Origin of the sequence: Pseudomonas extremorientalis, assembly GCF_024584605.1 — a bacterium.
Classification (GTDB): domain Bacteria; phylum Pseudomonadota; class Gammaproteobacteria; order Pseudomonadales; family Pseudomonadaceae; genus Aquipseudomonas; species Aquipseudomonas extremorientalis.
In genome coordinates, this window is record NZ_CP089519.1 from 532,115 (window position 1) to 552,049 (window position 19,935).

At 61.5% G+C, this 19,935-nt stretch carries 11 protein-coding genes and 1 pseudogene; 5 read left to right on the forward strand and 7 right to left on the reverse strand.

Translation table 11 applies throughout. From position 1 onward, the window contains the following. Positions 1–45: 45 nt before the first annotated feature. From mscK to LUU92_RS29090, 4 genes and pseudogenes are all read right to left on the reverse strand, one after another. Positions 46–3,384 carry a mechanosensitive channel MscK gene (mscK, locus tag LUU92_RS02375; protein WP_071492335.1) on the reverse strand — a complete coding sequence of 1,113 codons (3,339 nt, stop codon included), beginning with the start codon at positions 3,382–3,384 and terminating at the stop codon, positions 46–48. Between the two features lie 50 nt (positions 3,385–3,434). Continuing rightward, positions 3,435–5,177 (reverse strand): potassium/proton antiporter, encoded by a 1,743-nt coding sequence (locus LUU92_RS02380; RefSeq protein ID WP_058423526.1) that lies wholly within the window; start codon positions 5,175–5,177, stop codon positions 3,435–3,437. A gap of 172 nt (positions 5,178–5,349) precedes the next feature. Beyond that, the gene (locus tag LUU92_RS29085; RefSeq protein ID WP_371322042.1) at positions 5,350–6,222 is read right to left on the reverse strand and encodes a methyl-accepting chemotaxis protein; all 873 of its coding nucleotides are present in this window, start codon (positions 6,220–6,222) and stop codon (positions 5,350–5,352) included. After that, positions 6,205–6,975, reverse strand: a pseudogene (locus LUU92_RS29090) (MCP four helix bundle domain-containing protein); the annotation flags it as partial. The pseudogene LUU92_RS29090 and the gene LUU92_RS29085, both read right to left, overlap by 18 nt. A 278-nt stretch (positions 6,976–7,253) precedes the next feature. On the opposite strand from LUU92_RS29090, the gene LUU92_RS02390 reads away from it, so the two are divergent. Next, positions 7,254–7,484: a hypothetical protein gene (locus LUU92_RS02390; RefSeq protein ID WP_058423524.1), complete on the forward strand. Its 231-nt coding sequence runs from the start codon at positions 7,254–7,256 to the stop codon at positions 7,482–7,484. Continuing rightward, positions 7,481–7,774 (forward strand): cell division protein ZapA, encoded by a 294-nt coding sequence (locus LUU92_RS02395; protein ID WP_071492333.1) that lies wholly within the window; start codon positions 7,481–7,483, stop codon positions 7,772–7,774. The genes LUU92_RS02390 and LUU92_RS02395 overlap by 4 nt, the downstream gene beginning before the upstream one ends. Here LUU92_RS02395 and LUU92_RS02400 read toward each other — a convergent pair. Together LUU92_RS02400 and putA are read right to left on the reverse strand one after the other, a co-directional pair. Beyond that, positions 7,771–9,573: an acyl-CoA dehydrogenase gene (locus LUU92_RS02400; RefSeq protein WP_071492332.1), complete on the reverse strand. Its 1,803-nt coding sequence runs from the start codon at positions 9,571–9,573 to the stop codon at positions 7,771–7,773. The two genes, LUU92_RS02395 and LUU92_RS02400, sit on opposite strands and share 4 nt — an antisense overlap. A 228-nt stretch (positions 9,574–9,801) precedes the next feature. Beyond that, positions 9,802–13,755, reverse strand: coding sequence for a trifunctional transcriptional regulator/proline dehydrogenase/L-glutamate gamma-semialdehyde dehydrogenase (gene putA, locus LUU92_RS02405; RefSeq protein ID WP_257103113.1), 3,954 nt, complete (start codon positions 13,753–13,755; stop codon positions 9,802–9,804). A gap of 460 nt (positions 13,756–14,215) precedes the next feature. Here putA and putP point away from each other — a divergent pair, with 460 nt between their 5' ends. The 3 genes from putP to LUU92_RS02420 all read left to right on the forward strand — a co-directional run bounded on the left by putP (position 14,216) and on the right by LUU92_RS02420 (position 18,588). Continuing rightward, positions 14,216–15,700 carry a sodium/proline symporter PutP gene (putP, locus tag LUU92_RS02410; protein ID WP_071492330.1) on the forward strand — a complete coding sequence of 495 codons (1,485 nt, stop codon included), beginning with the start codon at positions 14,216–14,218 and terminating at the stop codon, positions 15,698–15,700. A gap of 204 nt (positions 15,701–15,904) precedes the next feature. Beyond that, positions 15,905–17,878, forward strand: a complete 1,974-nt coding sequence (locus LUU92_RS02415; RefSeq protein ID WP_071492329.1) for a type VI secretion system Vgr family protein — start codon at positions 15,905–15,907, stop codon at positions 17,876–17,878. Between the two features lie 26 nt (positions 17,879–17,904). Further along, positions 17,905–18,588, forward strand: coding sequence for a DUF4123 domain-containing protein (locus LUU92_RS02420; protein WP_257103834.1), 684 nt, complete (start codon positions 17,905–17,907; stop codon positions 18,586–18,588). On the opposite strand, the gene LUU92_RS02425 is transcribed toward LUU92_RS02420, so the two are convergent. Next, entirely contained in the window at positions 18,574–19,851 is a 1,278-nt protein-coding gene (locus tag LUU92_RS02425; protein WP_257103114.1) for an O-acetylhomoserine aminocarboxypropyltransferase/cysteine synthase family protein, read from the reverse strand. The genes LUU92_RS02420 and LUU92_RS02425 overlap by 15 nt on opposite strands. Positions 19,852–19,935 lie beyond the last annotated feature (84 nt).

Sequence of the window (19,935 nt, forward strand, 5' to 3'; positions counted from 1 at the left end):
CCATCTCCAGCAGAATGTCCGAGCATTCTGCTGGGGATAGCGCAGTTAGTCGAGTTTGCTCGGTGGTGGTTCCTGCACGCCGCCGTCATTGGCGGGCTTGGCCGGGGTGTCGACTTCCACCAGTTTGTATTCCTGGCCGTGGAGGTTCTTGAGATAGACCTCCATCTGGCGGAACGAGATGTTGATGTGCTCTTTCTTGAACTCGCGATTGATAAAGCGGTTCACTTCGTCGATCACCGGGTTGCGGTCGCCCAGGTCGCGCACGTGCATGCGCAGTTCATGGTCGAGGGTGCTTTCGCCGAAGTTGAGGAAGTACACATGGGGTTCCGGCTCCTTGAGTACCCGCGGGTTCTCGCGGGCGGCCTTGAGCAGCAGTTCCTTCACGCGGTCCAGGTCGGAGCCGTAGTCCACGCCGAGCTTGAGGGTGACGCGGGTAATGGTGTCGGTCAGTGACCAGTTGATCAGTTGTCCGGTAATGAACGTTTTGTTCGGGACAATGATGTCCTTGCGGTCAAAGTCGGTGATCGTCGTGGCGCGGATGCGGATCTTGCTCACCGTGCCCGACAGGTTGCCGATGGTGATGGTGTCGCCGATGCGCACCGGGCGTTCGAACAGGATCATGATGCCGGAGATGAAGTTGGCGAAGATCTCCTGCATACCAAAGCCCAGGCCCACCGACAGCGCCGCCACCAGCCATTGCAACTTGTCCCAGCTCACGCCGAGGGTCGACAGGGTGGAGACGAAACCGACGCCGGCAATCACGTAGGACAACAGCGTGGTAGTCGCGTAGGCGCTGCCCTGGGCCAGGTCCAGTTTGGACAGCACCAATACTTCGAGCAAACCCGGCAAGTTGCGCGCGAGCGCGAAGGTAATGCCGATGATGATCAGCGCGCCGAGCAAGTCGCCGATGCTGATGGGCACCATGCTGATATTCGCACCGGTGCCGCTGGTGTATTCGTACAGCGTGACGTTATCCAGGTAGGAAAATACCGAGATCAGGTCCGCCCACACCCAATACAGCGCGGCGATAAAACCGCCGAGCAATGCCAGGCGAATCAGGCGCATGGACTGCTCGTTGACCTGCTCGATGTCCAGGGTCGGTTCTTCGATCACCGCTTCGCCGTCGCCGGCTTCCTTGGCGGCCTGGCGTTTGGCCAGGGCGCGCGCATAGGCCAGGCGCCGGGCGGCAACGCCCAGGCCACGGACGAAGGTGGCTTCGATCACCAGCCAGAACATCAGCAGGTACAGGGTATTGATCAGCCGGTCGCTGAGCTTGAGTGCGGTGTAGTAGTAGCCGAAGCACACGGCGATAAACAGCGCGATGGGCAGCGCGGTAAACAGCAGGCCCACGGCCTTGCGAAACAGCGAAGCCTTTTCGTGCGTAGGGCTGTTGAGCAACAGGCGGCCCAGCAGCCAGGCCATCAGCGCGTAGCAGGTCAGCACCACGCCGATGCCCAGCACGTCGTCGGCCAGCGCCGCGGGTTGGTGTTCAGCGATGGCGACCACGGCCACCAGGGCCAATACCACCAGCCCGAGTTTGCGCACCCAGCCTTGCAGGAATTCGACCTGGGGCTTTTCCCAGCGAAAATGCAGTTCGGCCACGCCACCGGGCGCCAGGATGCGATAGGCGGTGTAGAACACCAGCCAGGCCTGAGCGATCTGCAACAGGGCTGAACCGAGGTTGGCGTTTTGCCCACGGGCGTCGATTTGCAGCGCATACCCGCACAGCGCAAGGCCGAGGGACACCGGCATCGCCAGCAGGATGTTGATCAGGATGGCCTGGGGCGTGTGCCACTGGCTGTCGCGCTTGAAGTGGCCGATGTCCAGGTGCACCTTGTTCAGGCGCTGGTACAGGTTTTTACGACGCCACAGCAACGCGCCGATCAACAGCAGCAGGGGCAGGAACAGCAGCGGGCGTTGGGTCAGGCCGTCATACAGTTCGCTGACGCTGGACGCCCAGGGCAGGGTGGCGACTTGCTTGCTCAGGTGCGCGGGGACGGTTTCCAGCCATTCGGTATCCAGCGGCTTGTTGCTGGGAATCCAGAACATCTGCTCATCCAGCGTCGCGCGCAGGGTGGTGGCGGTGCTAAGCAGTTGTTTCTGGTTCAGTTGCAACGTGATGGATTCGTTTAGCAGCGCGCTCAGTTCACGGCTCAGGCGCTCCAGCAGGTCGCTGCGGGTGATCGCCAATTCGAGCAAGGTGCGGCGCAGCTGCGGGGTGACATCCTCCGGCGCCTGGTTCGCCAGCAGGTTATCCACATAGGCGCTGGGCGAGCTGATCAGCTCGCGCTGCTGGTTGACCTCGAACTGGTACAGGCGAATGTTGGCGATGTCGTCCGCCAGGTCGCGGTCCACGGTGAGACGCGGCAGGGCCTGCTTTTGCTTGTAGAGGATCTTTGACAGCAGCAGGCTGCCCTTGAGCACGTTGATTTGCTCGTCCAAGGCCGAGTCGCTCTGGGTCACGGTGTCCAGTTGCTGCTTGGTCTGCAGGTTCTTCTGGGTCAGGTCGTTGAGGCGGTCGGTACTTTTGAGCAGGTAGTCGGACAGCTTCAGGTTGGCCGCGCTTTCCGTGGCCAGCAGGCTGCTGCCACCGGCCTTTTGCGCTTCGATGGACTGCTGGGTCACGGTCTGCTGGGACTGGGCCAGGCGCTTCTGGTTGATCAGGGTCTGCAGGTCCTGGATCTCTTGTTCCAGGCGTGCGGTCTTTTCCATCACCAGGTCATGCTGGCTGTTGCCCAGGTCTTGCAGCTGGCTGTTGCCAGCCAGTTCCTGGCGGCGCAGGGGGATCAGCGCGTTGAGGGCCGCAAGTTCGGCGTTGAGCTGGTTGCGCTGGTCGGCGCTGAGGGTCTTGCCGTTGTCTTTACCGGCCTTGAGGGTCGAGTTGATCTGCAGAATGCGCGTCTGGCTGTTGCTGATTTCGGTCTGGGCGCGCTCAGGACGGGTCTGGGCGGCGATGGACAGGCTGTTGGCATCGGCCAGTTCTTTTTGCAGGTCGCCTTGCTGGGTGCTGCGCTGCACCAGCAACTGTTCAAGCTGTGGCACCGGCAGGCTGGCGTAGCGCTGGGCGACCGGGATGACTTTGGTTGCCTTGAGCCGGGTCAGTTCGCGCTGGTTCTCGGTGGTCTGGCGCGGGGCGTCTTCCAGTTGGCGCTTGAGGTCGGCCAGGCGCTGCTCGTAATCCTGCTTGTTGCCCAGGTACGTCAGGGTTTGCTGCAGGATGGTCTGCAGCGCCTTCATGTCGGCGTCGGGCAGCTTGCGGTCGGGCAGCTTGTCCAGGGTTTGCTGGATAGCCTCGGCGCTGGGCGGGTCGGCGGCGTGGACGACGCCGACACACAGGGTCAGGCTCAGCAGGGCAGTGGCGAGAAGAGTGCGCAAGGTTGGCATAGAGACCGGTCGTGCAAGGTGAAGAATCGGGGGCGTCATCGCCCCGCAGTTTAGAGGAAGAGTCCGGGGCCCGGGCGACTTCCTTCGGGGAATCTGACGCCCACTTTGCCGATCTTGTTCCCGTCCATGACCGCAACGGTCCAGATGGTGTTGTTCCACTCCACCTGGTCGCCGACGATGGGCGCGCCCCCGACTTTCTGGGTGATGAAGCTGCTCAGCGGCATGTCCGGGTCGATGCCCTCCAGCTTCAGGCCGTACAAGGCCGACACCGCGCCCAGCTGGGCGTCGCCTTCCAGCACGAAGTCGCCGAAGAAGCGCAGATCCAGCCCGCGTTGCGGAGCCTGGCTGAACAGTTTGCCCAGGGCTGGCAGGTTGTGTTCGTGGCCGATCACGCAGAGCAGGTCGCCGACTTCCAGCACGGTACTACCCGACGGATGGAGCAGTTGCTGGCCACGGAACAGCGCGGCAATCCGCGTGCCTTCGGGCATTTTCAGCTCGCGCAGGGCGGCACCGATGCACCATTTTTCCGCGCCCAGGCGGTAGACGAACAGCTCCCATTCGCTGGTGACGTGCACTTCCAGCGCCGCGCGGGAAATCGGCGCCGGGTCCGGCGGGACGGTGACCTTGAGCAGCTTGGCGACCCACGGTAGGCTCGTGCCCTGCACCAGCAGTGACACCAGTACGATAAAGAACGCCAGGTTGAAGTACAGCTGCGCATGGGGCAGTCCGGCCATCAGCGGGAACACCGCCAGAATGATCGGCACCGCGCCGCGCAACCCGACCCAGGCGATAAAGGCTTTTTCGCGGCCATGGAACGCCTTGAAGGGCAGCAGGCCAACCATCACCGACAGCGGCCGTGCAAACAGGATCATCCACAGCGCCAGGCCCAGGGCCGGCAACGCAATCGGCAGCAAGTCATGGGGCGTGACCAGCAGGCCCAGCACCAGGAACATGCCGATCTGCGCCAGCCAGGCCATGCCGTCGAGCATATGCAGAATGCCATGACGGCTGCGCACCGGGCGGTTGCCTATCACCAGGCCGCACAGGTACACGGCGAGGAAGCCGCTGCCGTGCAGGGCGTTGGTCACGGCAAATACGAACAGGCCACCGGCGATCACCAGGATCGGGTACAGCCCGGTGGCCAGGTTGATGCGGTTGACCATCTGCAACATCAACCAGCCGCCGCCCAGGCCGACGATGCCGCCGATGCCGAATTCGCGCACCAGGTGCGTCAGCAGGCTCCAGTGCAGGCCGGTCTGGCCGCTGGCGAGCATGTCGATCAGGGTGACCGTGAGAAACACCGCCATCGGGTCGTTGCTGCCGGATTCGATCTCCAGGCTGGCGGTGACCCGTTCGTTCAGGCCTTTGCCGCCGAGCAGCGAGAACACGGCTGCGGCGTCCGTCGAGCCGACAATCGCACCAATCAGCAAGCCCTGGATGATATTGAGGTCAAACAGCCAGGCCGCGGCCATGCCGGTGAGGCCGGTGGTAATCAACACCCCCACCGTGGCCAGCGACAACGCCGGCCAGAGTGCCACGCGGAAACTCGCCACCCGCGTGCGCAAACCGCCATCAAGCAGGATCACGGCCAGGGCGAGGTTGCCCACCAGGTAGGCGGTCGGGTAGTTGTCGAAGATGATGCCGCCGCCGTCGACGCCGGCGACCATGCCCACGGCCAGGATGATCACCAGGATCGGGATCCCCAGGCGGGACGAAAGAGAACTCACTAGAATGCTCGCACTTACCAGCAACGCGCCGATCAGGAACAGGCTGTTGATGGTCGTCGCATTCAAAGGCAGTACTCCATGGGCAAACAAGACAGGGCGCAAACTGACCATGCAGTCTGCGTGCCAGCGATTCTAACCTGTTGAATTGCTGCGCTGTCAAAAAGCTTTTCCAGATTCACAGCGATCAAATGTGGGAGGGGGCAAGCCCACTCCCGCAGTTTTGACCCAGTTGTTTCAGTCAGAGGCGGAAGCGGCCGACCATGCCGTTCAGGTCCACTGCCAGGCGCGACAGTTCACTGCTCGCCGCGCTTGTCTGGCTGGCGCCGGTGGCCGACTGCACCGACAAATCGCGGATGTTCACCAGGTTGCGGTCCACTTCCCGCGCCACCTGCGCCTGCTCTTCCGCCGCGCTGGCGATCACCAGGTTGCGCTCGTTGATCTCGACGATTGCGGTGTTGATGGTATCCAGTGACATCCCGGCACCTTTGGCGATGTTCAGCGTCGATTCGGCGCGTTCGGTGCTGTTGCGCATCGAATCCACCGCGTGCTCGGTGCCGGCCTGGATACTGCCGATCATCCGCTCGATTTCGCTGGTCGACTGCTGTGTGCGATGGGCCAGGGCCCGCACCTCATCGGCCACTACCGCAAAGCCGCGACCGGCTTCACCGGCACGCGCGGCTTCAATCGCCGCGTTCAGGGCCAGCAGGTTAGTCTGGTCGGCCAGGCCACGGATCACGTCGAGTACCTTGCCGATATCGCGGGACTCATTGGCCAGGTCGCCAATCAGGGTCGCGGTGGCTTGCACGTCGGCGCTCATGCGCTCGATGGCGCCGACCGTTTCCTGCACCAGATCACGGCCATCACCGGCGGAGGTGGTGGCGTTGCGCGACGCTTCGGAGGTGCTCACCGCATTGCGAGCAACTTCTTCGACGGCACTGGTCATTTCATTCACCGCCGTGGCGGCTTGTTCGATTTCATTGTTTTGCTGGGTCAGGCCACGGGCGCTTTCGTCGGTGACCGCGTTCAACTCTTCGGCGGCCGATGCCAACTGGGTGGCGGAACCGGCGATGCGTTGCAGGGTGTCGCGCAGCTTGTCCTGCATCTTGGCCATGGCTGCCAGCAGGCGCCCGGCTTCGTCGTTGCCGTCGACCTTGATCGGGCGGGTCAGGTTGCCTTCGGCCACTTCTTCCGCAGCTTCCAATGCCTGGGAGATGGGCAGTGTGATGCTGCGGGTCAACAGCCAGGCAAACAGCAGGGTCAGCAGCGTGGCGACCACCAACAGGCTTACCACCAGGTTGAAGGCCATGTTGTATTGGTCCTCGGCTTCCTTATTGGTGGTCAGGGCCATCGTGTTGTTGAGGTCCAGCAGCCGCGTGAGCACGGCGTTGACTTGCTCGGAGTTGCTGAGCAATTCGGTGTTGAGCAGGCTGCGCAGTTCCTCCACTTGATTGGCCCGTGACAGGCTCTTCATGCGCTCTTCAATCTGGTGGTACTGGCCGAGCAGGCGTACGTACTCGTCATAGGTCGAACGCTCCTCACTGCTCTCGATCAGTTTTTCGTAGATGCCCTGGGCGGTGCGGATCTGCTGGTTGCGCAGCTCGAAGGCTTCCAGGGTTTTCTGTTGCACATCCGGTTCACGGTTGGTCAGCAGGCGGTACGACAGCACCCGCAGGCGCAGGGTCAGTTGGGTGAACTCATCCAGGGCACGAATGCTTGGCACGCTGGACAGGGTGATGTCTTCGGTGGCAGCGCGGATCTTGCTCATCTGATTCAGGGCGAACACACCGAGAAACAACATCAACGCACCAATAAACGCGAAGCCGAGGAAGGCCCTCGGAGCGATATTCATATTACGAAGCGACATGCGGGAATCCTGGGGGGAGAAGCGCGATCCGTGCGGCCGTGAGACGGGGTGTGCCTCTCTATCGGTCGTACGACTAAAGTCTAAAGGGGCGTGTGCGGTTTTGTCGCACCTGACGAGGGGTTTGACTGATTCAGGAACCAGATCCGGTAAATGCAGTCACTAAGGCTCGAAAGTGCGGCCCGGCCCTTAAAAAACGGGCCGCGCGCCGGGGATAACCCTGGCATCCGAGGTGAATTTTCTTTATCGTCACCGCCCTTTGAAAAGCCAGAGAAATCAAAATGTTAGAAGCATCCCTCAGCCAATTGGAACAACTCGTCAGCGACCTCGTACAACAGAATCAGGACCTGCTGGGCAGCAATGAATCCCTCAAGGCCGAACTGGCCCGCGCCAAGGATGAGAACGACAGCCTGCAACTGAGCCTGATGGAACAGGAAGAGAAGCACGGCGCCACCGCCGCCCGTATCCAGGCGCTGGTTGAGCGTGTGAGTGCAGGGCCTGTCAGCGCATGAGTGAAGGGATAAAGGTCGTTTCGATTCTCGGAGAGGATTACTCGATCAAGGCCCCGCCTGGGGAAGATAAGACCCTGATGCACGCCGTGACCCTGCTCAAGGCCTCCCTGGCCACCACCAAGAAAAAGTACCCGACCCTGATCGGTGACAAATTACTGGTGCTGGCGGCGCTGAACCTGTGCGCCGAGCAGATCGAAATGCAGCAGGCTCACCAGCAGGAACTCGACCGTTACCAAGAGCAAGTCAGCGCCACGGTCGATGTGATTTCCAAGGCGATCGGAACGCCTTAGAACCACTCCTCCTGCATACCGAGGCACGTGTCATCGCGTGCCTCCAGAATCGCCAGTTCATGATGGCAGCCCGGTACTTCCCAGGTCAGGAAGTACCGGGCTGCCCGGAGCTTGCCTTTGTAGAAGGCCACATCGGCCGCATTGCCCTTGGCCAAGCCTTCTTCGGCGCGAATTGCCTGTTCCAGCCAGCGCCAGCCAATCACCGTATGTCCGAACACCTTCAAGTACAGCGCCGAGTTCGCCAGGCTGCTATTGACCTTGCCCTGGGCGAGATCCGTCAGCAGGCCGATGGTCACGCCTTGCAGGCGGTTCACCAGTTGTTCCAGCGGTTCCCTCAGTGCAGTGAGGCTTGGATATTGCTGCGCACGGGCGCCGGTTTCGGCGATCAACCTGATGAGTTGCTTCAAGCCCGCGCCGCCATTCTGCGCCAGCTTGCGCCCCAGCAAATCCAGGGACTGAATGCCATGGGTGCCTTCATGGATCGGGTTCAGGCGGTTATCACGGTAGTACTGCTCCACCGGGTATTCACGGGTGTAGCCATGGCCGCCGAGAATCTGGATCGCCAGTTCGTTGGCCTTGAGGCAGAACTCCGACGGCCAGGATTTGACGATCGGGGTCAGCAGGTCCAGCAGTTCATGGGCCTGTTTGCGCGCGTCTTCGGTTTCCAGGGTGGTGGTGTCGTCGAACAGGCGTGCGGCGTAGAGGCCCAGGTCGAAGGCGCCTTCCACATAGGATTTTTGTGTGAGCAGCATGCGCTTGATGTCGGCGTGCTGGATGATCGAGACCGGTGCGGTTGTAGGATCCTTGCTGTCGGGCAGGCGACCTTGAGGGCGTTCGCGGGCGTACTCCAGGGAATAGAGGTAGCCGGCGTAGCCAAGCATTACCGCGCCCATGCCCACGCCGATGCGTGCCTCGTTCATCATCTGGAACATGCAGCTCAACCCCTGGTGCGGTTTACCCACCAGATAACCGACACAGTTGCCGTTATCGCCGAAATTCAACGCCGTGGAGGTGGTGCCGCGCCAGCCCATCTTGTGGAACAGACCGGCCAGCAACACATCGTTGCGCTCGCCCAGGCTGCCATCGTCGTTGACCAGGAACTTGGGCACGATAAACAGCGAAATGCCCTTCACCCCGGCGGGCGCGTCCGGCAGCTTGGCCAGCACCATGTGCACGATGTTTTCCGACAGCGGGTGATCGCCGCCGGAAATAAAGATCTTGTTGCCCTTGAGGCGATAGGTGCCGTCAGCCGCTGGTTCTGCGCGGGTGCGAATATCCGACAGCGATGAACCTGCATGGGGTTCAGTCAGTGCCATGGTGCCGAAGAAACGGCCGTCGATCATCGGTTGCAGGAAGCGTTGTTTCTGATCGTCGGTGCCGAAGCTTTCGATCAGGTTGGCGGCGCCCATGGTCAGGAACGGGTAGGACGTGGACGCGGCGTTCGCCGATTGGAAGTGCGCGAAACAGGCTTGTGACAACAGGGTGGGCAGTTGCATGCCACCGGCTTCGAAACTGCGTGCTGCGTTGAGGAAACCGGCTTCAAGGAACGCATCCACCGCCGGTTTGACCTCCGGAATCAGAATGGCCTTGCCGTCTTCGTAGCGCGGTTCGTTCTCGTCGTTCTTGCGGTTGTGGGGCGCAAAGTATTTTTCCGCAATGCTGCGGGCGGTGCTGATGGCCGCGTCGAAGGTTTCGCGATTGTGCTCGGCAAACCGCTCGCGCTGGGTCAGGCCCTCGGCATCGAGGACTTCGTACAGCTCGAAAGCCAGATTGCGGGAACTGAGCAGCGTCTCGGACATGGCGGATTACCTTTGGAGGAATTGGCCTGAGTCTAAGTGCGCGAATAGAGGCTGGATAGCAACATTGATTTGGGTGATGCAGAGGCAAAACGCGGGTGGGAGGTAGGGTGCAGGCCATGTGGGAGGGGGCTTGCCCCCGATTGCGGCGCTTCAGTCAATACACAGGTGACTGATCCACTGCTATCGAGGGCAAGCCCCCTCCCACATTTTGGCCGTGTTTCGTCAGGGTTAGCCGATGGTCATCAGGCTGGCGTTGCCACCCGCCGCAGCAGTGTTAACACTCAACGCCCGCTCAATCACCAAACGCTCCAGCGCAATCGCCGTCTCGCCCTGGGACAAACCATGCACCCCGACAATCGCGCCACCACGCTGTGCCACTTGCTGGCACACCGCGCGCAACTGGTCGGAATCACCGTGGTGCAATACCGCATCGAACACCACTTCGTCCTTGGTCCAGTCGGCCACGCGCTTGATCTTCGCCTGAATCTCCTTCGGCAGGCGTGGGAACAAGGCTTTGGTCAGGTCAGATTCCGGCCATACCGCCGAACCGCCCACGGCCAGCACTGCCGCCAGTTGCGTCAACAGATCACCTTCCACGTCCGCCAGGCACAGAACGTGCTCGCGGGGCAGGATGGCGTAACTGTTGCGCTCGCCGGTCGGGCCGGCCAGTTGGCGGGTGATACCGCTTTGCGATTGCGCGGCGAACTGGCTGCACAGGGCGCTGAGTTCGCTGAACTGGTTGCTGTCGGCCCAGGTTTTGAGGGCCGTCAGCGGTTGGCTCATGGCGTCGCGCAAACGAACATCCGGTGCGGCCAGTGCGTCGCAGCGTACGAAGGATTGCTCGATCGCATCCGTAGGACGGGTCGACAGCAGGCGGTACAGGTACAGCGGACCACCGGCTTTTGGACCAGTGCCCGACAGGCCTTCGCCGCCGAACGGTTGTACGCCAACCACGGCACCGACGATGTTGCGGTTCACATAGACGTTACCGGCATTGACGTTGTCGATCACCTTGGCGATGGTCTCGTCGATACGGGTGTGCACGCCCAGGGTCAGGCCGTAGCCGGAAGCGTTGATCTGGCCGATGAGCTGGTCGATCTCTTTACGCTTGTAGCGCACCACGTGCAGCACCGGACCGAAGATCTCGCGTTGCAGCTCGTCGAAGCTTTCCAGTTCGATCAGGGTTGGCATCACGAAGGTGCCGCGCTTGATCTCTTCACCATCGGCAATCGCCACCTGGTATACGCTGCGGCCTTTGTCGCGCATGGCCTGGATGTGTTTCTCGATGCCGGCCTTGGCTTCGGCGTCGATCACCGGGCCGATATCCACCGACAGGCGCTCCGGGTTGCCCAGGCGGCATTCAGCCATGGCGCCCTTGAGCATTTCGATCACACGGTCTGCTGAATCTTCCTGCAGGCACAGTACGCGCAGGGCCGAGCAACGCTGGCCGGCGCTGTCGAAGGCCGAAGACACCACGTCGATCACGACTTGTTCGGTCAGCGCCGAGGAGTCGACGATCATCGCGTTCTGGCCGCCGGTTTCGGCGATCAACGGGATCGGACGGCCCTGGGCATCCAGGCGGCCGGCGACGTTGCGTTGCAGCAGGCGCGCCACTTCGGTGGAGCCGGTGAACATCACGCCTTTGACTCGATCATCCCCCACCAGGCGGGCACCCACGGTTTCGCCCTGGCCCGGCAGCAGTTGCAGCACGCCTTCCGGAATACCGGCTTCCAACAGGATGCGCACGGCTTGCGCGGCGACCAGCGGAGTTTGTTCGGCCGGCTTGGCCAGTACCGGGTTGCCGGCGGCCAATGCGGCGGCGACTTGGCCGCTGAAGATGGCCAGTGGGAAGTTCCACGGGCTGATGCAGACCACCGGGCCCAGTGGGCGGTGGGCGTCGTTGGTGAAGTCGTTGCGTGCCTGCACCGCGTAGTAGCGCAGGAAGTCCACGGCTTCACGCACTTCGGCAATGGCGTTGGCGAAGGTCTTGCCGGCTTCGCGGGCCAGCAGGCCCATCAGCGGCTGGATCTCGCCCTCCATCAGGTCGGCGGCGCGCTCCAGGATCGCGGCGCGTTCGGCGGGCGGGGTGGCCTGCCAGATCGGACCGGCACTGATTGCGCACTGGATGGCGCTGTCGACATCTTCGACGGTGGCTTCTTGCACATGACCGACTACATCGCGCAGGTCGGACGGGTTGAGCACCGGCGCCGCTGCTTGCTCGCTGGAGGTGCAACCGAGCATCGGCGTGGCTTTCCAGTTGTTGTGAGCGGTGGCGAGAAGGGCACACGACAGCGATGCCAGGCGATGTTCGTTGGCCAGGTCGATACCGGCCGAGTTGGCGCGGTCGCTGCCGTACAGGTCACGTGGCAATGGAATGCGCGGGTGCGGCAGGCCGAAGCCGCCTTCCAGCGTGGCCATTTGCTCGATGCTGGCCACCGGATCGGCCACCAGCTCCTGGATCGAGATGGATTGGTCGGCAATACGGTTGACGAACGAAGTGTTCGCGCCGTTTTCCAGCAGGCGACGGACCAGGTAGGCCAGCAGCGTTTCGTGGGTGCCGACCGGTGCATACACGCGGCACGGACGGTTCAGCTTGCCATCGGCAACCTTGCCTACAACCTGCTCGTACAGTGGCTCACCCATGCCGTGCAGGCACTGGAACTCGTACTGGCCGGGGTAATAGTTCTGACCGGCGATATGGTAGATGGCCGAAAGCGTGTGGGCGTTGTGCGTGGCGAACTGCGGGTAGATGACTTCCGGTACCGACAGCAGTTTGCGTGCGCAGGCGATGTAGGACACGTCGGTGTACACCTTGCGGGTGTACACCGGGTAGCCTTCCAGGCCTTCTACCTGGGCGCGCTTGATTTCGCTGTCCCAGTACGCGCCTTTTACCAGGCGGATCATCAGGCGGTGGCGGCTGCGGCGCGCCAGGTCGATGACGTAGTCGATCACATACGGGCAACGCTTCTGGTAGGCCTGGATCACGAAACCGATGCCGTTCCAGCCAGTCAGTTGAGGCTCGAAGCACAGGCGCTCGAGCAGGTCCAGGGACAGCTCCAGGCGGTCGGCTTCTTCGGCGTCGATGTTCAAACCGATGTCGTATTGCTTGGCCAGCAGGGTCAGGGACAGCAGGCGCGGGTACAGCTCATCCATCACGCGCTCATACTGCGCACGGCTGTAGCGCGGGTGCAGCGCCGACAGCTTGATGGAAATGCCCGGGCCTTCATAAATCCCACGGCCGTGGGAGGCTTTGCCGATGGAGTGGATGGCTTGTTCGTACGAGGCCAGGTACTTCTGGGCATCGTGTTCGGTGAGCGCGGCTTCACCGAGCATGTCGTAGGAATAGCGGAAGCCTTTGGCTTCGAACTTACTCGCATTGGCCAGGGCTTCGGCGATGGTTTCGCCGGTGACGAACTGTTCGCCCATCAGGCGCATGGCCATGTCGACGCCCTTGCGGATCATCGGCTCGCCGCTCTTGCCGATGATGCGGCTCAGGGACGAGGTGAGGCCGGCTTCATTGTGGGTGGCGACCAGTTTGCCGGTCAGCAGCAGGCCCCAGGTGGCGGCGTTGACGAACAGCGACGGGCTGTTGCCCAAGTGCGGCTGCCAGTTGCCGGTGCTGATCTTGTCGCGGATCAGCGCGTCGCGGGTGCCCTTGTCCGGGATGCGCAGCAGCGCTTCGGCCAGGCACATCAGGGCAACGCCTTCCTGGGACGACAGGGAAAACTCTTGCAGCAGGCCCTGGACAATCCCGGCACGGCCGCCGGCGCTCTTCTGGTTACGCAGTTTTTCGGCAATCGAGGCGGCGAGCTTGTTGGTGGCTTCGGCCATCGGCGCCGGCAGGCGGGCCTGTTCGATCAGCATCGGCACCACTTCCGGCTCGGGGCGACGGTAAGCGGCAGTGATCGACGCACGCAGCACGGATTGCGGCAGGATGCTTTCGGCGAATTCGAGGAAGCACTGGTGGGCGTGGTCGGTCTGGACCTCGCCCGCGTCGTCGGCGTCCTTGCTGCTCAAACCATTGAGTTCGGTCAGGGTTGCACCACCCTCCAGTTTCTCCAGGTAATTGAAAATCGCCTGCTTGATCAGCCAGTGAGGCGTGCGATCAATGGAGGTCGCGGCGGCCTTGAGGCGCTCGCGGGTCGGGTCGTCAAGTTTGACCCCAAGGGTGGTCGTAGCCATTTTCTTATCCTCATGGGTGCCACTACCGAGTGGCATCAGCTGGCGGCAAGATTAGCTTTGCGCATGCTGAGGTGCAACCGGGTGCAACCCATTTTCTTCATGATTTTTTCGATCGTGATCGGGAAAAAAACCGGCCTTCGACGGAATCCGCTTCGCCTTGGTGCGTTTGCTTCTGAGATCGGCTGTTCTTGCTCCGAAAAGGAGCAAAAACGAGGTGTTTTGCGCATTTAACATCAAGGTGCAACTTATTCTCGCGAAACTGGTTGCACCTTATTTGCTTTGTTGAATAGCATTCGCGCCCAAGGTGCAACCACCTCTGAGGTTTGGTTCATCGGCTGGCGGCTTTCCTGGGGAAACGTCAGTCATAAATGCGCGGCACGCAGCTACGTCTACCTACTTCCAGTGGGTGGTCGTCTGACAGACCGCCGCTACATAAAAACAAAGCCAGGGCGTCACTCTTATGAGCGTTAGTAATCCAACCCTGATCACGTTCGTGATCTACATCGCAGCAATGGTGCTGATCGGCTTCATGGCCTATCGCTCCACCAACAACCTTTCCGACTACATCCTGGGCGGTCGCAGCCTCGGTAGCGTGGTGACAGCCTTGTCGGCCGGTGCTTCCGACATGAGCGGCTGGTTGTTGATGGGCCTGCCGGGCGCGATCTACATGTCCGGCCTGTCGGAAAGCTGGATCGCCATCGGCCTGATCGTCGGTGCCTACCTCAACTGGCTGTTCGTCGCCGGTCGCCTGCGGGTCCAGACCGAGCACAACGGTGACGCCCTGACCCTGCCGGATTACTTCTCCAGCCGTTTCGAAGATAAAAGCGGCCTGCTGCGGATCATCTCCGCCGTGGTGATCCTGGTGTTCTTCACCATTTACTGCGCTTCCGGCATCGTGGCCGGTGCCCGCTTGTTCGAAAGCACTTTCGGCATGTCCTACGAGACCGCCCTTTGGGCCGGTGCCGCAGCGACCATTGCCTACACCTTCGTCGGTGGTTTCCTGGCCGTGAGCTGGACTGACACCGTACAGGCCACCCTGATGATTTTCGCGCTGATCCTCACGCCGATCATCGTGCTGCTGGCCACTGGTGGCGTCGACACCACTTTCCTGGCCATCGAAGCCAAGAACCCTGACAACTTCAACATGCTGAAAAACACCACCTTCATCGGCATCATTTCACTGATGGGCTGGGGCCTGGGTTACTTCGGCCAGCCGCATATCCTGGCGCGCTTCATGGCGGCGGATTCGGTGAAGTCGATTGCCAAGGCGCGTCGTATCTCCATGACCTGGATGATCCTGTGCCTGGGCGGCACCGTGGCGGTGGGCTTCTTCGGTATTGCCTACTTCTCGGCCCACCCGGAAGTGGCCGGTCCTGTGACTGAAAACCACGAACGTGTATTCATTGAGCTGGCCAAGCTGCTGTTCAACCCATGGATTGCCGGTGTGTTGCTGTCGGCCATCCTGGCTGCCGTGATGAGTACCCTGAGCTGCCAATTGCTGGTGTGCTCCAGCGCCCTGACCGAAGACTTCTACAAAACCTTCCTGCGCAAGACCGCCTCCCAGGTTGAGCTGGTGTGGGTCGGTCGTGCCATGGTGCTGCTGGTGGCCCTGGTCGCTATCGGCCTGGCCGCCAACCCGAACAACCGCGTACTGGGCCTGGTGAGCTACGCCTGGGCCGGTTTCGGCGCCGCGTTCGGTCCTGTGGTGCTGATCTCGGTGATCTGGAAAGGCATGACCCGCAACGGCGCACTGGCCGGTATCCTGGTCGGCGCGATCACCGTGATCGTGTGGAAACACTTTGAGCTGCTGGGCCTGTACGAAATCATCCCAGGCTTCATCTTCGCCAGCCTCGCGATCTACGTCGTGAGCAAGATGGGCGCACCGACTGCGGGTATGGTCGAGCGTTTTGATGCGGCGGAAAAAGACTACAACCTCAACAAGTAATTCGCCGGGCCTTAAGCGCCTGATGAGTTGAAAGAGAGGCCCGCTTCCTATGGATAGCGGGCCTTTTTTTGCGTGTGCTTTACGCCGACCCAGAGAGAATTCGTACGCGTTTTTGTAGGGTTTTACTGATTTGTCTGGCGCGTGCTCGGCAGAGGGCAGCCGTGATGCAGAATCGGCCCCTTACCCCTTGCAGAGAAACACCGGATGTTAGCTCCCGCCAATCAGAGTGCCTTTACCCTGTCCCTCAATGGGGAGCCCAGTGAGTTCAAGGTCCAGGGGTTCATGGGGACTGAGTTCATCAGCCTGCCTTTTCGCTTTGACCTGGAGTTGGTCAGCGAGCAACCCGACCTGGACCTTGAGAGCCTGCTGCACAGCCAGGCGTTCCTGGGGTTTGATGCCAATGGCCATGGCATTCATGGCCTGGTGTATCGGGTCGCACAAGGCGATTCGGGCAGGCGCCTTACGCGCTATCAGATCACTCTGGTGCCGCAGCTGGCTTATCTGGAGCACAGCACGCATCAGCGGATCTTCCAGAAACAAACAGTGCCCCAGATCATTGCGCAGGTATTGGAAGCCCAGGCAATCAAGGCTGATGCCTTCGCGTTTCATCTGAGCGGCAAGTACCCCGAGTGTGAGTATTGTGTTCAGTTCGGCGAAACCGATCTGGAGTTCATTCAACGCTTGTGTGTCGAATGGGGCATTCACTATCACTTCCAGCACAGCCCCGAGCGCCACCTGTTGGTGTTTGGCGACGACCAGAGTGTGTTCGCGCAGCCGGATCACGTCACGCCGTATTCACCCGGCTCCGGGATGGTGGCCGATGGGCCTGCGATCAAGCGCTTTATTCTGCGGCTGAAGACCCGCACCAGTGAGGTGAATCTGCGGGACTACGACTTCAAAAAGCCGAACCTGACGTTGGAAAGCGCAGTCTCCAGCAAGCAGCAACCGACTCTGAACGAACAGCGTTACCCAGGGCACTTCGTGGATCGTGAGCGCGGCAAGTACCTGGCGCAACGCATGTTGGAGCGTCATCGCAGCGATTACTGCCAGGCCAGCGGCCATAGCGACCAGCCGGCGTTGGTCACCGGACAGTTCCTGAAGATGGCTGGGCACCCGCGCCAGGAGTGGAATGATTTGTGGCTGGTCACTCAGTTGCACCATACAGGGCGGCAGCCTCAGGTGCTTGAGGAATCTGCCCCTGAAGGGTACGGCGATGAATCCTCCCAAGGCTACAGCAATGAATTTGTCGTAACGCCCTGGGACGTGCTGTTTCGAACACCGCTCCTGATGTCGCGGCCGCCCATATCGGGTTACCAGAACGCAGTGGTAACGGGGCCAGCCGACAGTGAAATCCATTGTGACGAGTACGGCCGGGTCAAGGTGCAGTTTGCCTGGGACCGCAACGGTGAACGCAACGATCAGTCCAGCTGCTGGCTGAGGGTTGCCAGCGGTTGGGCTCATGATCGTTACGGTTCGGTGTTGATTCCGCGGGTCGGTATGGAGGTCCTGGTGGGCTTCGTCAATGGCGACCCGGATATGCCATTGGTGATGGGTTGCCTGCCTAATGCGGCAACACAGGTGCCCCTTGATTTGCCGGCGGACAAGACCCGAAGCATCTTGCGCAGCCAGAGCAGCCCTGGGGGTGGTGGCTACAACGAGCTACGCATCGAGGATCGCAAGGGGGCCGAGGAAATCTATCTGCGTGCCCAGCGGGATTGGACGCAACATGTGCTGCATGACCATCGGGTGACGGTGGACGGCGAATCGCACCATGAAGTGCAGGGCGAGGAACAGCGGATAAATCATGGCAACCGCCTGACCGACCTCAAGCAGGACGACCATCTGGTGGTGGGCGGTTCGCAGCAGGTCCGGGCCGGGCAGACCATCCAGATAGGCGCAGGACAAAGCATCGTCATCGACGCAGGCGCGACCGTCACGATTCAGGCGGGTGGGCAGTCGATCACCCTGTCTGCCGGTGGCATTTTCAGCAGCGTGCCGATCCAGCCTGGCGGGGCGCCCGCTGCAGTAGCGGCGCCGTTGATGCCGGGGGTGAAGGAAAAATTGTTGGCAGTGATCCCGGCTCCGCTGTCCCGTGTGCAGGTCGCCAGCCTGAAACGCAGTGCACCGTTTTGCGAAGAGTGCGAACGATGCAGGAACGGCCAGTGCAATCTCACCTGACCTCCACCCAGAAGGACTCTACGTCGATGCTTCAACCCTTGCTTGCTGGTGAAAAGATCTTCGCAGTACTCGGCGCTGCCAGCGACGCCCAGCCCTTGAATGCGTGGCGAACGCTGGCCGGCGGAGCGCCTTTGCATCCCGTTTGGGCCAGTACGGCCTATGCGACCTGGGAGGAGGTGATGCCCCATGTAGGCATCGTCGATCCAGGTAGCGCGTTCCTGGAATGGGCTGCCGCCACAGACGCCACGGATTGGGGCTGGCTGGCCGTGTCGTCCTGCCCATTGGACGTGGTGGTCGCACACCTGCAAAGCCTGACCAAGGTGTACCTGGCCGATGGGCAAGAGGTATTTTTGCGCTTTTGGGATGGCGCGCAGTTTCTGCCGATCATTCAGCGCTGCGGTGAAGAGCTGTTGCCGGTGTTCCCGCGATACCTCATTAATGGCCAATCGCTGACTGTTGCGACTGGCCCGGTCACTGCCGCCAAAGCCAGCCCATGGTGGCGAGTGCCGGTACCTTTGCTGGAGCACTTGGCGGAGCAATCGCCGCAAACCCTGGTCGGTAACCTGTTGCAGTGGCTCGAAGAGCAGCGACCCGACCTCTACACCGCTTTTGCGCCGGCGACCTTGCAACACAAGGTCGCCTACTTTGCGCGTCGATCGGGTATCAGCCATGAAGCGCTGGCTGATTACCTGGCCTCAGAGCTGAGTTGAGCCCAGCGCCTGCTGCAAATCCTCGATCAGGTCTTCAATGGCCTCGATGCCCACCGACAGGCGAATCATCTCGGGCTTTACGCCGGCCTTGGCCTGTTCTTGCTCGTTCATCTGCCGGTGGGTGGTGGAGGCCGGGTGGCAGGCCAGGGATTTGGCATCGCCGATGTTCACCAGGCGCTTGAAGATGCGCAGTGCGTCATAGAAGCGCACGCCGGCCTCATAGCCGCCCTTCAAGCCAAATGAAAGGATTGCTGACGGTTTGCCTTGCAAGTACTTCCGCGCCAGTTCGTGGTGCGGGTGGTCCGGCAGGCCTGCGTAGCTGACCCACTCTACCTCGGCATGGCCTTGCAGGAACTGTGCGACCTTCAGGGCGTTTTCAGTATGGCGCTCCATGCGCAGGGCCAGGGTTTCCAGGCCTTGCAGCAGCAGGAAGGCGTTCATCGGGGCCAGTGCTGCGCCGGTGTTGCGCAGTGGAACGGTGCGGGCGCGAGCGATGAAGGCGGCCGGGCCGAATTTCTCGGTGTAGACCACGCCGTGATAGGCGGGCTCGGGGTTGTTGAGCCCGGGGAATTTCTGCGGGTAGTCGGTCCAGGGGAAGTTGCCGCTGTCGACGATCACGCCGCCCAGGGAGTTGCCGTGGCCGCCGATGTACTTGGTCACCGAGTGCACCACGATATCGGCGCCGAACCGGATGGGTTTGCACAGGATCGGCGTGGCCACGGTGTTATCCACCACCAGCGGCACGCCGCGCGCGTGGGCGACGTTGGCCAGGGCTTCCAGGTCGACGATGTTGCCCGCCGGGTTGCCGATGCTTTCGCAGTACACCAGCTTGGTGTTGTCGTCGATCAGCTCGGCGATGGCTTCGGCGCAGTCATCCTGGGCAAAGCGAACATCGACGCCGAAGCTGGGCAGCAAGTGCGCGAACAAGGTGTAGGTGCCGCCGTAGAGTTGCGGGGTGGTGACGATATTGTCCCCGGCGCGGGTGAGCGTCTGGATCGCGTAGTGGATCGCCGCGCTGCCGGCCGACACCGCCAGGCCTGCGATACCGCCTTCGAGCGCGGCGATGCGTTGCTCCAGCACGTCGTTGGTGGGGTTCATGATCCGCGTGTAGATATTGCCGGGCACGTCCAGGTTGAACAGGTCGGCGCCGTGCTGGGCGTTGTCGAATTCGAAGGCAACATTCTGGTAGATCGGCACAGCAACAGCCTTGGTGGTCGGGTCCGACTTGAAGCCGTGGTGCAGTGCGATGGTGGCGTCTTTCATGAGGGTGATGGACCTCCCTGGAGTGTGGATCGCCACAATAAGTCCGAGTCATCATTGATATTTAGACTTTTTTCAGGTGAAAGC

Coding starts and splice junctions, on each gene's coding strand:
- mscK (WP_071492335.1), bottom strand. CDS start 3,384: ATGCCAACCTTGCGCACTCTTCTCGCCACTGCCCTGCTGAGCCTGACC.
- LUU92_RS29085 (WP_371322042.1), bottom strand. CDS start 6,222: ATGGCCAAGATGCAGGACAAGCTGCGCGACACCCTGCAACGCATCGCC.
- LUU92_RS02390 (WP_058423524.1), top strand. CDS start 7,254: ATGTTAGAAGCATCCCTCAGCCAATTGGAACAACTCGTCAGCGACCTC.
- LUU92_RS02395 (WP_071492333.1), top strand. CDS start 7,481: ATGAGTGAAGGGATAAAGGTCGTTTCGATTCTCGGAGAGGATTACTCG.
- LUU92_RS02400 (WP_071492332.1), bottom strand. CDS start 9,573: ATGTCCGAGACGCTGCTCAGTTCCCGCAATCTGGCTTTCGAGCTGTAC.
- putA (WP_257103113.1), bottom strand. CDS start 13,755: ATGGCTACGACCACCCTTGGGGTCAAACTTGACGACCCGACCCGCGAG.
- putP (WP_071492330.1), top strand. CDS start 14,216: ATGAGCGTTAGTAATCCAACCCTGATCACGTTCGTGATCTACATCGCA.
- LUU92_RS02415 (WP_071492329.1), top strand. CDS start 15,905: ATGTTAGCTCCCGCCAATCAGAGTGCCTTTACCCTGTCCCTCAATGGG.
- LUU92_RS02420 (WP_257103834.1), top strand. CDS start 17,905: ATGCTTCAACCCTTGCTTGCTGGTGAAAAGATCTTCGCAGTACTCGGC.
- LUU92_RS02425 (WP_257103114.1), bottom strand. CDS start 19,851: ATGAAAGACGCCACCATCGCACTGCACCACGGCTTCAAGTCGGACCCG.